Raw genomic sequence first — 14293 nt, 5'->3', positions numbered from 1 at the left:
CATGTGATGCAACTCGCCGACTACATCCGACTCCTCCGCAAGAACTGGCCGATCATCGTCGCCGCCACACTGCTTGGCATCATCGGCGGCGGAATTCTGGCCGCTACAGCCACACCGAAGTTCACAGCTTCGACGCGCCTCTTCATCTCCGTCCGGGCGGGCGAGGGAGCTGCGAGCATCGATCTCAATCAGGGGACGACCTTCGCCAGACAGGTCGTCACCACCTACGCCGATGTGGTCGGAAGCGCCATCGTCCTCGAACCCGTCATCTCAGAACTCGGCCTCTCGAAATCGATCGGCGAGCTCGCATCCCAGGTGAGCGCGTCGTCGCCGGCCGGGACGGTGCTCCTCGACATCGCCGTCACAGACACGTCTCCTGCACAGGCCGCGTCCATCGCAAACGCCGTCGGAGCTAGCTTCGCCACGGTCGTCACGGAGCAGCTGGAGAAACCGAGCGACTCCGGAACGTCCCTCGTGAACGTCAGGACGATCCAGCCCGCGTCGCCGCCCGGTCGCCCAAGCTCCCCGAACATCCCGGTGCTGCTCGGAGTCGGAATGCTCGTCGGTCTCAGCCTCGGAGTCGCCATCGGGGTCGCTCGCACTCTTCTCGACACCAGAGTGCGGACGATCCAGGATCTCGAGACGATCACCCGCAAGCCGTTCCTCGGGGGGATCGCCTTCGACGCAGACGCCAAGAAACAGCCCGTCATCATGCACGCCGCACCGCACAGCGTGCGAGCGGAAGGCTACCGCCGGCTCCGCACGAGCTTCCAGTTCGTCAAAGTCGGGGCGGGCAAACGCACCTTCGTCATCACCAGCGCCGGACCCGGCGAGGGCAAGAGCAACGTCGCCACCAATCTCGCGATCGCCATCGCAGACACCGGGGCACGGGTCGCTCTCGTCGACGGGGACCTGCGGCGACCGCGCATCGCCGAGTACCTGGGCATCGAGGGAGGCGCCGGCTTGACCGACCTCCTGATCGGACGCGCAGAACTCGACGACGTGATTCAGCCATGGGGGGAGTCGCAGCTCTTCGTCCTGGCCGCCGGACGAATTCCACCGAATCCGAGCGAGCTACTCGGGTCCGACGCGATGCGCGCAACGCTCGACCAGCTCAGCAGCGACAACGACTACGTCATCATCGACGCCCCTCCCCTCTTGCCCGTCGCCGACGCGGCTGTGCTCAGCTCGATCGCATCCGGCGTCCTCCTGGTCATCGGAGTCGGACAGACGACGAAGGCCAACGTCGTCTCGGCGCTCCGCATGCTCGATGGTGTGAAGGCCAACGTCCTCGGCGTCATCGGCACCATGCTGCCCATAACCGGTCCCGACTCCGCGGCGTACGGCGAATACCTCTATGTCGGCGACGCCGCGGCCGGCGACGACGACCGCGTCGAGACGAGCCCGCCACCCGACGGCCCACGCCGCTCGCGGAGCAGACGAGATCGGACCAGCCGATGACCGTCCTCGTCACGGGAGGAGCCGGATACATCGGCTCGCACGTGTGCCGCCTCCTCCAGGAACGCGGCGACCGGGTCGTCGTCGTGGACGACCTGTCGTCCGGCGTCCCCTCCCGAACCCACGCGGACCTCGAAGTCCTCGACCTCGCCGCGCCGGACGCAACGGAGCGCGTGATCGGCATCGTGCGACGCACCGGCGTCACCCGCGCCATCCACCTCGCTGCGCTCAAAGACGTCGGCGAGTCGATGCACGACCCGGAGCGGTACTACCGCGTCAACCTCGCCGGCCTCGGCAACCTGCTCGGTGCCCTGCGGGCGACGGACGTTCGCGACGTCGTCTTCTCCTCCTCGGCGGCCGTCTACGGCGACGCCCCGGAGGAGGTGGTCGACGAGCACACACCATGCGCACCGGCGAATCCGTACGGAGAGACGAAGCTCATCGGCGAGTGGATGCTCGCGGCGGCGCAGCGAGCATGGGGCCTTCGCCCCGTCAGCCTGCGCTACTTCAACGTCGCGGGCGCTGGCTGGCCGGATCTGCGCGACACCGTTGCGAAGAACCTCATCCCGATCGTCATCGACCGGGTTCGCAACGGCGAGCATCCCGTGGTGTTCGGGGCGAGCCACGCCACGGCCGATGGCACCTGCGTCCGCGACTATGTGCACGTGCTCGATCTGGCCGAAGCTCATCTTCGTGCACTGGATGCGCTCGGCAGCGGCCGCTTGGGCGTCGCCACGATCAACATCGGCACGGGAGCCGGCGCCTCGGTGCTCGACGTGATCGACGCGGTGCGACGTGTGGCCGACCTGCCCGTGGTCCCAGAGTTCGCCGCTGCCCGGGCAGGCGACCCTGCCGCCATCGTCGCCGATGCCTCCCTGGCGGGCGATCAGCTCGGCTGGGCGGCACGGTTCGGTCTGGACGACATCGTCCGCTCTGCCTGGCCGGAACCGCCAGCAGGCGGCGAACGTCCGGTCAGCGCGCGTTCGCCGCGGTGATCAGCTCGGCGGTGCCGACGGTGCCGTCCTGCCAGCCACTGATCAGCTCGGCGACACGTCCGAGCTCCGCGCACAGGGCGGACACTCTGGCGGCGACAGCCGACTGTTCAGTAGGGTCGAGCGCCGCGTCGGCGGCGGCTTCCAGCGCGGCGGCGTCGGCCGACGGGGCGACGAGCGGCCGGTCGGTGACGCTGCGCCAGAAGTCGACCGACTTCGACGCGTATGCGAGCGGCACCGTCGGCACTCCGAGCGCGACGGCAGCAACGACACCGTGCAATCGCTCGGAGAAGAACAACCGGGTAGCCGCCATCGCGCGCATCGTTGCGTGAACGTCGCCGCGGTACACCACCACGTCGCACGGCGAGACGAGAAGCGATCGCAGTTGTGCGCAGACGGGTTCGTCTTCCTCGGCGAGCTGGAAGATCAGCACCCGATCCACGCCCAGGCGCGCTCTGCTCGCGTCGACGGCCACAGCGACGGCGACCAGATCGAACGAACTCCTTCCGCCGGCGCCGATCGAGACACCGACGGCGGATGGCCCCGTGTCCGGCGCAACCGGTCGCACCCTCGGATAAAGCAGAGCCGGGTCGCCGATCATGGGCGCCTCACGCCAACGGGCGGCGGTCTCCGCCGAGCTGATCGGACCGCGCACGCCGAAATACGCGACGCTTCTCAGTGATGACCACACGCTCCAGTCCTGATCCTGGGTAGAGAGAGCCCGTTCATCCGTCGCTGCGGCGATGCCCGCCCCCGCGACGATCAAGGACTCAGCACCGAACGCCGTGAGCGCGCGGCTCGCGTGCCTCCCCCAGTTGGCGAAGCCGACGGTCGTTCCACCGCCGAGCAAGACCAGCCGCTCCGCTCGTGCCGTGCGGATCCGGGTGCCGACGACCTGCGGTGCACGGCGCAGATAGTCCCTGCCGAGCGGGGCGCACGCGGCGAAACGGTCCCCGAGCGCCGAACGCCAGGTCTCGTAGAGGAGGTCGTCGCCGAAGTTGTCGAAGCCCTGCCAGCCGAGATAGATCAGTGCACGGCGTGCTGACCGGTCGACGTTTTCGCTCACCATGACACCGTCACCGACGTCGAGGAGCGCATCCGGGCCAGGGTCGAGAGTTTGAAGCGCAACAGGGTCATACGCAACCTTTCAGATTTTAAATCTCTATTCTAGCGTCCATCTCCTGTGTCCAAAACGAACATTCAATAGCGTTCTATTTGATATCTAGAATCTGAACCAGGTATGTTTGTCGCGGTCGACATCGACCAGCACGACAGAATGGGGAAACATGCTTTCAACTACACGCGGCCGCCTCGGCGCCGTCGCCATGGCCGCCACCGTCATTGCGGCGGGCCTCCTTGCCGCGGCTCCGGCCAACGCAGCCGGACCGGAGATCACTGTCGCCAACAGTGTCTTCACCGAAGGCGACTGGGGAACCGGGCTCGAAATCACCGGCGCAGGCTTCACGCCTGACGCGCCGGCTGCGATCGTGGTCGCATACACCAGCGGCGAGACCGTCGCGACGGACACCTTCACGGCTTCCGCCGACGGGACGTTCACGCGGACCATCACGCCAGACGTCGCGCTCGTGCTTCCAGAAGACGGCGAAGACCTCATCGTCAGCGCCGGCGAGAGCGAAGACCTCATCGCGGACTCCGTCGTCCTCACCGTGCTCCGCACGGCGGGAATCCAGCTCGCTGCCAGCACCATCTCCACCGCCGACCTCGCCGACCGCACGGTCGGCCTCGGGATCGTCGCCAGTGGATACGTCCCCGGCGAGGCCGTCGCGGTCAGCGCAAACATCGGCGGCGAGGACGTCCCGTTCACCGAAAGCGGCACGGCTGACCGCAGCGGCACGGTGTCCGGCACGATCCGCATGACCGGCGTCAAAGCCGGCACGATGGTCATCACACTCACGGGCGCAGGCGGGCACGTCGAGACCGCGAGCGTGACCGTGACGGGCGACACCACTGGTGGCGGTATCGAAACCCCGCCCGTCGTCGAGATCTCCGTTCCTCCGACCGACGCTCCGGCGTTGAACCCGGGCAAGCTGCCGGTCGTCAGCGGCTAAGCAGCCGGACTCCGTCCGAAGAAGGGCGAGGGTGAGCTCGGAATCCGAGCTCACCCTCGCCCGTTTTCGTTCACACCCCCCGTCCCGCCTGTCGCGCCGCCTCCCCCCGCATCCATTCGCCATCCTGATCGCACAAGGAATCCGTCGTGAACCGCTCACCGTCCATCACCACCGCGCTCCTGCTCGCCGTCGTCGTCACCGGGCTCTCCGGCTGCGCCTCCACCCCGGAGGCAGCGCGCACTCCGACGCCGACGCAGAGCGCGTCCGCGGCCGCGGGACCAGCGCTCCCTCCCGCCCTGACGAGCAGAGAGATCGCGGCGCTCCCCGCAGCCGTCTACGACGCCGTCATCCCCGGCCTCATCGCAGCGCCGGAGCAGCCACAGGTCGATGCCGCGCACACGATCGGGTTCGACGCCCCCCTCTACGGCGACGACCTCGCGACACCGGTGGCGCGCATCCCCGCGAAGAACTTCCTCGGCACACCGAGTGTCATCGTGCCCGTCGCTACGCGCGGCGACTGGAGTCTTGTCCTGACGCCGAGCCGTCAGCTTCTCCCCTCGGAAGCGGCGAACGGCATCCAGGCGCCTGCGCAGACCGCGGCATGGATGCCCTCCCACCTGCTCCATGCCCGCTCTGCACTTTCGAAGCGGATCGTCGTGTCCGTGTCGGCGCAGACCCTGACGGTCACGAAAGCGGACGGGACGGTCATCGACACGTTCCCTGTCGGCGTGGGCACGGAAGACACCCCGACGCCCACCGGCGTCACCGGATTCCTGCAAGCGCGCTACCTCGACCCTGCCCAAGGGCAGGACACCCACCGCATCCAGTTGACATCGCTGCACGCGACCGGCGCCGATGAGCCCTTCGATGGTTCGGACGGCGGCTTGATCGGGATGCACTATCAGGACGCGGCGGCCGGGGCGATCTCGCACGGCTGCATCCGCCTCAGCACCGCAGCCGTCGAAGCGGTTGACGCGCTCCCCCTCGGCACGCCCATCCAGATCGACGACTGACGAGCACACGCCTTCTGCACAGCGCCGCTCCGGCCGGCGTCCCCAAGAGCACACCGCTCGTTAACCTCCCGTTTACCGTCGCGGGGGACTCTGGACAGACACCGGCATTAGCGTCGCAGGCGGGTCGCACCGGCCCCGTCCTGTTGTTACTGATTCCCCGGAAGGGACAACTGTGAAACTCAAGCGTGTTGGCGCTCCTCTGGCCATCCTGGCCGCCGTCGCCATCTCACTGACCGCCTGCGCGTCGAACGAGGGCAGCACCCCGGCGACGACGACGGCAAAGCCGTCGAACCTCTCCGGCACCCTCAACGGCATCGGCTCGTCCGCTCAGGGCGCAGCCCAGACCGTCTGGGCCGCAGGCTTCCAGACCGCCAACCCCAAGGTCACCGTCAACTACGACCCGCAGGGTTCCGGCGCCGGCCGCACCAGCTTCATCTCCGGCGCAGCCGACTTCGCAGGCTCGGACGCCGCCCTCAAGGACACCGAGCTCGCCAGCACCTTCGCCGGCTGTGCAGCGGGCTCCAAGGGCATCGACCTCCCCGTCTACATCTCCCCGATCGCCATCGCATACAACGTCGACGGCCTCAAGGACCTGAAGCTCGACGCCGCGACCATCGCGGGCATCTTCTCCGGCGCGATCACCACCTGGGACGACGCCAAGATCAAGGCGCTGAACTCGGGCGCCACCCTCCCGTCCGCACCGATCACCGTCGTGCACCGCTCGGACGACTCTGGCACCACGCAGAACTTCACCGACTACCTCGCGGCGAACGCTCCCGACGTGTGGACCAAGCCGGCAGCGCAGACCTTCCCGTTCCAGGTCGGCGACGCAGCGAAGGGCACCTCCGGTGTTGCTGACGCCACCAAGAACGCGAAGAACTCGATCACGTACATCGACGAGTCCGGTTCGGCCGGCCTCAGCATCGCGCAGCTCAAGGTTGGCGACAACTTCGAGAAGATCAGCGCAGACGGTGCAGCCGCCGTGGTCGCCGCCTCCCCGATCGCCTCGGGCCGCGAGACCAACGACCTGGCCATCCAGATCAACCGCAAGGACACCACCAAGGGCGCATGGCCGCTGGTTCTCGTCTCCTACGTGATCGCCTGCCAGGAGTACAAGGACTCGGCCAAGGCCGACCTCGTCAAGGGCTACGTCGACTACATCATCAGCGGCGACGCGCAGAAGGCCGCTGCAGAGCAGGCCGGCTCCGCCCCGCTGTCGACCGACCTCTCCTCCAAGGTGAGCAAGGCTGTCGCAAGCATCAAGTAATGACAATGCCACTCGGCCTGGGCTTCGCGCCCGGGCCGAGTGGCGCATCCTCACCACCCGAAAGTGAGAGCCAGATGAGAAGCTGGGCCGTGACGAAAGAATGGCAGGAATGACCGCCGGAACCGTAGGCGCGATCAAACCGAAGGCGAAGATCCGCCTCGGCGATCGCGTGTTCTCCACGAGCACGATCGTCGCAGGCTCGCTCATCCTCGCGGTGCTCGCCGCCGTCGCCCTCTTCCTGGTCATCCAGAGCATCCCCGCCCTGTTCGCGGGCGCCGGTGACCTGCCGAACAACGCCACCAACTTCTGGTCGTGGGTGTGGCCGCTCGTCTTCGGAACGATCTGGGCAGCGGTCATCGCGCTCCTCATCGCGACACCGCTCTCCATCGGCATCGCGCTCTTCATCTCGCACTACGCGCCCCGCCGGGTCGCACAGACGCTCGGCTACATCATCGACCTGCTCGCAGCGGTCCCCTCCGTCGTCTTCGGACTCTGGGGCATCGCGACCCTCGCACCGTTCGTCCAGCCGTTCTACGCCTGGCTCGGCGAGTACCTCGGCTGGTTCCCGCTCTTCGCACCGCCCATCTCCGGCACAGGCCGCACGATCCTCACCGCCGCGATCGTCCTCGCCGTCATGGTCATCCCGATCATGACCGCCATCTGCCGCGAGATCTTCCTCCAGACCCCGCGCCTCCACGAGGAGGCGGCGCTCGCGCTCGGCGCGACCCGCTGGGAGATGGTGAAGATGGCCGTGCTGCCATTCGCCCGCTCCGGCATCATCTCGGCGATCATGCTCGGCCTCGGCCGTGCGCTCGGTGAGACTCTTGCCATTGCGATGGTGCTCTCGCCGGCCCTGATCGTGAAGTTCGCGGTGCTGCAGGCGCAGAGCCCGAACACGATCGCGGCCAACATCGCCCTGCAGTTCCCTGAGGCGACGGGACTCTCGACCAACGCGCTGATCGCATCCGGTCTGGTGCTGTTCGTCGTCACGCTCCTGATCAACATGCTCGCCCGCTACATCGTCAGCCGCCGCAAGGCCTTCTCGGGAGCGAACTGATGACCGCCACCACCACGGCCGCGCCGACCAGGCCGATGACCAACTCGCTGACCGCCGGCAAGCTGCCGCGCGGTTCAGCGTGGATGATGCTCGGCGGCTCCTGGATCGTCTTCATCGCGGTCTTCGCGATCCTCGCCGCGAGTGGCGCCACCAAAGACTTCAACGCCGTCGGCGCGATCTTCTTCGGCACGATCCTGTTCGATGTCGTGATCTATACGACCTCGCTGCTCGTCGAGGGGGCACGCAAAGCGACGGACCGCCTGATCACCTCGCTCGTCGCGACGGCGTTCATCATCGCGTTGCTTCCCCTCGTCTCGCTGATGTGGACCGTGATCAGCTCCGGCCTGGCCCGCTTCGACATCCAGTTCTTCTCCGAGTCGATGCGCAACGTCATCGGCGCGGGCGGCGGCGCGCTGCACGCGATCGTCGGCACCCTGATCGTGACGCTGATCGCGGCGGTCATCTCGGTGCCGATCGGCTTGCTGACCTCCGTCTACCTGGTCGAATACGGTCGCGGGATGCTCGCACGCGGCATCACCTTCTTCGTCGACGTGATGACGGGCATCCCGTCGATCGTCGCCGGCCTGTTCGCGTACGCGCTCTTCGCCCTGTTCTTCGGGCCGGGCATCCGCAACGGCTTCATGGGCTCCGTCGCGCTGTCGGTGCTGATGATCCCGGTCGTCGTGCGGTCGAGCGAGGAGATCCTGCGGCTCGTCCCGAACGAGCTGCGCGAGGCGTCCTATGCGCTCGGAGTCCCGAAGTGGCTGACCGTGCTCAAGATCGTCCTCCCGACCTCGCTCGCCGGGCTCTCCACCGGAATCATGCTCGCCATCGCCCGCGTGATCGGCGAGACGGCGCCGCTGCTCATCGTGGCCGGCTTCACCACGAGCATGAACTACGACCCCTTCTCCGACAGGATGATGACCCTCCCGGTGTTCGTGTACACGCAGTACACCCAGGCGGCCGGGCTGCACGCGCAGGCCTCCATCGACAGGGCTTGGACGGGCGCGCTCGCCCTCATCATCATCGTGATGCTCCTGAACCTCGTCGGGCGCATCATCGCCAAAGCCTTCGCCCCCAAGTACGGCCGCTGAACGCGTCCACCCGAACCCAAGGAAACCACGTGTCCAAGCGCATCGAAGTCAACGACCTCAACGTCTACTACGGCAGCTTCCAGGCCGTCGAGGGCGTCTCCCTCACCATCGAGCCCCGCACCGTCACCGCGTTCATCGGCCCGTCCGGCTGCGGCAAGTCGACCTTCCTCCGCACCCTCAACCGGATGCACGAGGTGATCCCCGGCGCGTACGTCAAGGGTGAAGTGTCCATCGACGGCAACAACCTCTACGGCCCAGGCGTCGACCCGGTGCTCGTGCGCCGTCAGGTCGGCATGGTGTTCCAGCGGCCGAACCCGTTTCCGACGATGTCCATCCGGGAGAACGTGCTCGCCGGAGTGAAGCTCAACAACCGCCGCATGGCGAAGCCGGAGGCCGACGAGCTCGTCGAGAGCTCGCTGCGCGGCGCCAACCTCTGGAACGAGGTCAAGGACCGCCTCAACCTCCCCGGCTCCGGCCTGTCAGGCGGCCAGCAGCAGCGTCTCTGCATCGCGCGCGCGATCGCCGTCTCCCCCGACGTGCTTCTGATGGACGAGCCGTGTTCGGCGCTCGACCCGATCTCCACCCTCGCCATCGAGGACCTGATCGAAGAGCTGAAGAACGACTACACGATCGTGATCGTCACGCACAACATGCAGCAGGCGTCGCGCGTCTCCGACCGCACCGCGTTCTTCAACATCGCGGGCACCGGCAAGCCGGGCAAGCTCATCGAGTACAACGACACGAACATGATCTTCTCGAACCCGAGCGTTCAGGCCACGGAAGACTACGTCTCCGGCCGCTTCGGCTGATCCCCCCGGCGGGTCACTGTACGCAATCGACTCCGACCTCATTCACGGTGCCTCGCGGCGCGTCGCGTGAATGAGTTCGGAGTCGATTGCGTTGTGGCCGATCGGGCTCAGGAGCTGATGGCGACGATCGGGGTGGTGGTCGGCTGGTCGGAGCCGCCGCGCGGCTCGACGGTGACGCCGACGGTGTCCCCCGCCTTCATGGTCCCGGTGAGGACGCGCCAGGTGGACCCGGAGTCGGCCGCGGTCATGGTGCCGGCGGGAGTGGCCTGGCCGCCCCTGATGTACCAGAGCTCGTAGGTCTTGTCGCTCGGGAGCGCCGGAAGATCGTTCGCGACGATGGCCGACTTGCCGAGGTCGCCTGACCAGACGAGCGTGGCGGTCCCTCCGCCGGTGACGTTCGCGCTGGCGCGCTGCGCATCCGGTGCGGCGTTGATCTGGGCAAGCGCGGACGCCTGCTGCTGCTGGAACGAGTTGTTGCCGGCGAGCGAGCTGCCGAGGAATGTTCCGCCGACGAACAAGACGATGGCGGCGACTGCGGCTGCCGCGATGGTCATCGGGCGGGTGAACCAGCGGGTCTTGGCCTTGGTCTCCCCCGGTGTGAGGCGCGGTGCGACGGCGGGGTTGAGTGCGGGGTCGAGCGCGGGAGGCGCATCCGGTGCTGCGGGGCCGGCCGGGGCATCCACGGCAGCCAGCGGGGGCAGCTGAGGGGTCGACGCGAGCTTGGCGAACAGATCGGCCTTCAGGGTCGGCGGCGGCGTGACGGCGGGAGCGGCGAGGCCGAGCTCGGCGGCGACGTCCTCGAACTGACGGGCCTCGTCCGGCGTCTCTGCGCCCAACTCGTAGCCGAGGCGCGACGACGAGCGACGTGGTTCGTCGATCATCAGGTCACCCCCAGTTCGTTTCGTAGCCGTATCATCGCATCGCGGAGCCGTGTTTTCGCTGTGCCGAGCGGGATCCCGAGCTCCGCAGCGACCTCGCTCTGGCTGAGGCCGCCGTAGTAGGCCAACGTGACCGCTTCACGCTGAGCGTCGGACAGCGCGGCCATCGCCACCTCCACCCTCTCGTGCTCCACACGCACCTCCACGGTCTCCGACACCTCGTCGAAGGCGGTCGGCATGTCGCGTATCCCGACGGCCAAATCCCTGTCCCGCGACGCCTGAGCTGCGCGAACCCGGTCGATGGCGCGTCGGTGGGCCATGGTCATGATCCACGTCAACGCTCGACCCTTATTCGGATCGAAACGCGCAGCGGATTGCCACACCTCCAGGAAGACTTCCTGGGTGACCTCCTCCGACTGGGAAGGATCGACGAGCACTCGCCGCACCAGGCCGAGAACACGGGATGCGACGTGGTCGTAGAGGACGGAGAAAGCGCCCTGGTCACCGGCGGCGGTGCGGGTGAGGAGGTCGTCGAAGGAGACGGGCGCCTCGTCGTCCACGTCGTCTCCTGTCTCTCCGTGCCATGCAAGCATCGCAGGTCGACGGCCGATCGGGCCCGAACGCTCCGCGGGGAGCAAAAAACCGGGCCGCAGAACGCCTCTCGGCGCGAGGCCGCTCGGAGCGGCTAATTTTGGAGCCCGGGGTTACTGCGGCCCGGCTGAAAAAGTTTACCTGAGCCGGAGGGCCGACCGCGCGGCGTGGCGTTCGCGGGCCGAGAACGCGGGATGCGCGCGGCCGGTTGACACGCTCGCGCACCGCGACTATTCGAGCGAGTCGCTCCGCCAGAGCCGCGCGCACGACGTCAGTTCCTCCGCCGTGCGGGAGAAGCGGAGTGCGCGCGTGGTCAGTTCACTCGCCCGCTCCGGCGCCGTCGTCTCCTGGTCGTCGGCGACGGACACGCACCCGGCCGCCGTCACCCGGCAGAACGCGGCGGCGCGATCCAGCGCGACGGCGAAGTCCCCCTCGAACACGCCACGGAGGATCTGGTCGGCCAGCTCGGTGACCTCGGCCGGCCCGGTCGGCGATGGCGCACCGGCGACGACAGGGTCGATGGTCGGGACGACCTCTGTGCCGCGCTGATACAGCAGTGCGGTGCCCGCAGCATCCTGACGGATCAGCAACCGGAGCAGGTAGATCCGCCACAGCGCACCCGGCAGGCTCTTGGCACTCGACCGCGACCACAACTCGGCGACGGCGTCGATCCCGTGGGCGTCGGTGAACGCGACCAGCCGGTCGACCACCTCAGGATCGGGGTCGGAACGCACCCGCGCGAGCAGGGCGTTCGCCGTCTCGTGCGCGACCCTGGTGATCTGCGCAGGATCCTCACCGCCCATGAACGCTTCGAACATCCCACTGGGAAACGTGGTCGGCTTGTGGAAACGGTCGTTCATGCACACCATTCTGCGCCCGGCACGAGCACTCGTGAAACCACGATAGATTAGACACGTAGGGCCTGTAGCTCAGTTGGCAGAGCATCGGACTTTTAATCCGCGGGTCGTGGGTTCGAGCCCCACCGGGCCCACCCTTATGTTCATTGAGATCTCAGGCGATCACCGGGTGAATCAGACGCTGTGATGTCGGGGTTTGCCCACGGTTTGCCCACAACTTCTGGTGCTCCAACGCGGCTCAATGCGTCCCCAACGGCATCCAGGTCATCGTCGAAGAGGTCGGCGTAGACATCGAGAGTCATCGCCGCGGAGGCGTGACCGAGCATGCGCTGTACCGCTTTGACGTTCGCGCCGGCGGAGATCGCCAGGCTCGCCGCTGTGTGCCGCAGATCGTGGACCGTCGGCCTAAGGAGATCCGGGTGCCTCTCGGTCAGCTCGTGAGTCAGGTAGGGATGCTTCTTCGGCCGGATTCGTGGCAGTCGGATACCGTCGGCCGGATTGCGGCCCAGCCGTCCATCTCGGACCGCGTACTTCAGGATCATCGAGAACACCCGGTGATATGAGCGAACGGTCCGGGCGCCAACTCTGCTGTTCTCGTCCGAGATCCAGGACTGAAGGTCTGAGTGCGTGATCGCGTTCAACGGCGTCGAACCCCAGCGCGGCAGAAGACGCCCTCGGGTGATGGAGACGTACCCCTGAAGCGTGCTCGGCTTGACCTGCACGAGCGAGTCGATCCACTTCTCGCTCCACGCCTCGAAATCGATGCCGGCACGAGCAGCGGGCACATAGTCGCCGCGAGCCTTCGCCAGCTCAAGCGAGGCCAGGTAGAGCTGGGCCTCGTACTTCGTTCTGAATCCCCGCTTGTCGGTCTGCTGGTGGCCCGGAGTCCGGTATCGGACCCGGTAGCGCCGCCCTGCGGCCGTGTCGTACGCGCTTATGCTCCCCATCGACCTCACCCCATTCCTGAGTATCCAACCGCGCGCCGACACTGGCTGGGCAGCGGAAGAGGGCCCCTCGAAAACAGCCCCTCACTTGCACGTTGTGGTCTCCTCCTCGATTTGGCGCGCAAACCGCATCCTTGCCAGGAGTCCCACAGTTTTTCGTCCGCCCCGACGGCTGAGAATGGCGCGTTGAGAGACCGGGTCAAGGGCGCTGCGCGTCGCTCCGCGATGCAGCGGAGCTGCAACCCTTGACGCGGTCGCTCAGCGCGCGAGAATGCCTCGAGCGGGGCGGAGCGACATCGACGTTCAGCCGACCTGCTCGGACGAGTTACGCGTGACCCAACGCCAATATGACGGCAGTTGTCCCGAGCCCTAGCAGCACCCAACTCCCTATGGAGACGAGCAGTACCCACGTCGTGTCGTTCGACTCTCCCGCACGGTGCGCAGCCAGCCGACCAATCCTTCGTCTGAAAGCGATCGCTGCGACACCTGCGACCATCCATACGAAGCCGATCACAAGCGCGACTAGCCAGAAGGCGGTCAACTCGAAAGAACCTGCATCAGGCCGACGATCGCCCCGATCAACGCCACCACTCCCATAAAAACAGCCATCACCCCGACCACACCGATCCAGAATGGCGTTTGCAGCTTGGCGGCCGCCTCGGAGCGCTTCTGTCCGATGATCGCGCTCTGACCGCGGACACTCCAGTTGCGCACTTTGACCCGAAACACCGTTATCAAGATGCCCGCGACAATCAGAATCGGACCGACCACCAGATTTGGAACGATCGTTGACGGCGGTATCGCATCCATGTTGTGCCTCACATCTCTCTGCTGCGAACTATCGCCGACTCGTTCGAACGTGCCTGGGCGTGAGCTTAGCTGCAGTAGCGTGCGCGGTTGGGCTGGACGCGTCGGCAACCTGTGGCAGTGCTCCGCCAGTCCAATGTCGCGAGCTCGCACCGACTCACGTCGGTGTGCTTGTTTGCGAGAACGGATCGATTCCAACTGCATCGATCACTCACGATCGGCGATGTTCATCGTCGAGGCGCTAGGCCGGCGATGCAACCTCGGGTCGAGACAGACGAGCGAATCACGATCGAAGTACGGAGACGATAAGGGGAGACGAGAGCAGACGACCAGGTCAAGGAACCAGACAAGAGAGACCAAGCGATCGAACGAGAGGTAGGCAGAAGGAAAGGGAGAGGCAATGCACGCAGGCACTCGAAGTGGATTTCTTCGGCAGCCCAGTGAATGACAGGGGTCG

Annotated in this window: 13 protein-coding genes, 1 tRNA gene and 2 pseudogenes; 9 read left to right on the top strand and 7 right to left on the bottom strand. The window is 66.7% G+C overall.

Features of this window, described 5'->3' with window-relative positions:
• Positions 1 to 6 precede the first annotated feature (6 nt).
• Both AC37TH_RS09490 and galE read left to right on the top strand, forming a co-directional pair.
• The gene (locus AC37TH_RS09490) at positions 7 to 1461 is read left to right on the top strand and encodes a tyrosine-protein kinase domain-containing protein (protein WP_490765093.1); all 1455 of its coding nucleotides are present in this window, start codon (positions 7 to 9) and stop codon (positions 1459 to 1461) included.
• Positions 1458 to 2453, top strand: coding sequence for a UDP-glucose 4-epimerase GalE (galE, locus tag AC37TH_RS09485; RefSeq protein WP_490764110.1), 996 nt, complete (start codon positions 1458 to 1460; stop codon positions 2451 to 2453). The genes AC37TH_RS09490 and galE overlap by 4 nt, the downstream gene beginning before the upstream one ends.
• Here the strand turns inward: galE and AC37TH_RS09480 are convergent.
• A complete protein-coding gene (locus tag AC37TH_RS09480) occupies positions 2431 to 3516 on the bottom strand; it encodes a polysaccharide pyruvyl transferase family protein (protein WP_490764109.1) in 1086 nt (361 codons plus the stop codon). The two genes, galE and AC37TH_RS09480, sit on opposite strands and share 23 nt — an antisense overlap.
• A 220-nt stretch (positions 3517 to 3736) precedes the next feature.
• On the opposite strand from AC37TH_RS09480, the gene AC37TH_RS09475 reads away from it, so the two are divergent.
• The 6 genes from AC37TH_RS09475 to pstB all read left to right on the top strand — a co-directional run bounded on the left by AC37TH_RS09475 (position 3737) and on the right by pstB (position 9759).
• Positions 3737 to 4519: a hypothetical protein gene (locus AC37TH_RS09475; protein WP_490764108.1), complete on the top strand. Its 783-nt coding sequence runs from the start codon at positions 3737 to 3739 to the stop codon at positions 4517 to 4519.
• A 146-nt stretch (positions 4520 to 4665) separates the two neighbouring features.
• Positions 4666 to 5532, top strand: a complete 867-nt coding sequence (locus AC37TH_RS09470; RefSeq protein ID WP_490764107.1) for a L,D-transpeptidase — start codon at positions 4666 to 4668, stop codon at positions 5530 to 5532.
• 172 nt (positions 5533 to 5704) lie between these two features.
• The gene (gene pstS, locus AC37TH_RS09465; RefSeq protein WP_490764106.1) at positions 5705 to 6799 is read left to right on the top strand and encodes a phosphate ABC transporter substrate-binding protein PstS; all 1095 of its coding nucleotides are present in this window, start codon (positions 5705 to 5707) and stop codon (positions 6797 to 6799) included.
• 109 nt (positions 6800 to 6908) lie between these two features.
• Positions 6909 to 7856, top strand: coding sequence for a phosphate ABC transporter permease subunit PstC (pstC, locus tag AC37TH_RS09460; RefSeq protein ID WP_490764105.1), 948 nt, complete (start codon positions 6909 to 6911; stop codon positions 7854 to 7856).
• A complete protein-coding gene (pstA, locus tag AC37TH_RS09455) occupies positions 7856 to 8950 on the top strand; it encodes a phosphate ABC transporter permease PstA (RefSeq protein WP_490764104.1) in 1095 nt (364 codons plus the stop codon). The genes pstC and pstA overlap by 1 nt, the downstream gene beginning before the upstream one ends.
• Before the next feature lie 29 nt (positions 8951 to 8979).
• Positions 8980 to 9759: a phosphate ABC transporter ATP-binding protein PstB gene (gene pstB / locus AC37TH_RS09450; RefSeq protein ID WP_490764103.1), complete on the top strand. Its 780-nt coding sequence runs from the start codon at positions 8980 to 8982 to the stop codon at positions 9757 to 9759.
• A gap of 107 nt (positions 9760 to 9866) precedes the next feature.
• Here the strand turns inward: pstB and AC37TH_RS09445 are convergent, their stop codons facing one another.
• From AC37TH_RS09445 to AC37TH_RS09435, 3 genes are all read right to left on the bottom strand, one after another.
• A complete protein-coding gene (locus AC37TH_RS09445; RefSeq protein WP_490764102.1) occupies positions 9867 to 10640 on the bottom strand; it encodes an anti-sigma factor in 774 nt (257 codons plus the stop codon).
• Complete coding sequence (gene sigK / locus AC37TH_RS09440; protein WP_490764101.1) at positions 10640 to 11230, bottom strand: ECF RNA polymerase sigma factor SigK; 591 nt, start codon at positions 11228 to 11230, stop codon at positions 10640 to 10642. Before sigK ends, AC37TH_RS09445 begins: the two co-directional genes overlap by 1 nt.
• 228 nt (positions 11231 to 11458) lie before the next feature.
• The gene (locus AC37TH_RS09435) at positions 11459 to 12088 is read right to left on the bottom strand and encodes a DNA-directed RNA polymerase subunit beta (protein ID WP_490764100.1); all 630 of its coding nucleotides are present in this window, start codon (positions 12086 to 12088) and stop codon (positions 11459 to 11461) included.
• A gap of 58 nt (positions 12089 to 12146) precedes the next feature.
• Between AC37TH_RS09435 and AC37TH_RS09430 the strand changes: the two genes are divergently transcribed.
• A tRNA-Lys gene (locus tag AC37TH_RS09430) sits at positions 12147 to 12219 on the top strand.
• A 9-nt stretch (positions 12220 to 12228) separates the two neighbouring features.
• Here the strand turns inward: AC37TH_RS09430 and AC37TH_RS09425 are convergent.
• The 3 genes and pseudogenes from AC37TH_RS09425 to AC37TH_RS09415 form a co-directional block, all read right to left on the bottom strand.
• Positions 12229 to 12492: pseudogene (locus AC37TH_RS09425) on the bottom strand (tyrosine-type recombinase/integrase); the annotation flags it as partial.
• 204 nt (positions 12493 to 12696) lie between these two features.
• Positions 12697 to 13032: pseudogene (locus AC37TH_RS09420) on the bottom strand (tyrosine-type recombinase/integrase); the annotation flags it as partial.
• Between the two features lie 534 nt (positions 13033 to 13566).
• Positions 13567 to 13839, bottom strand: coding sequence for a hypothetical protein (locus AC37TH_RS09415; protein ID WP_490764099.1), 273 nt, complete (start codon positions 13837 to 13839; stop codon positions 13567 to 13569).
• Positions 13840 to 14293: the final 454 nt, after the last annotated feature.

It is taken from the genome of Leifsonia sp. McL0627 (assembly GCF_058244615.1).
This window is presented reverse-complemented; position numbering and strand designations above follow the sequence as displayed.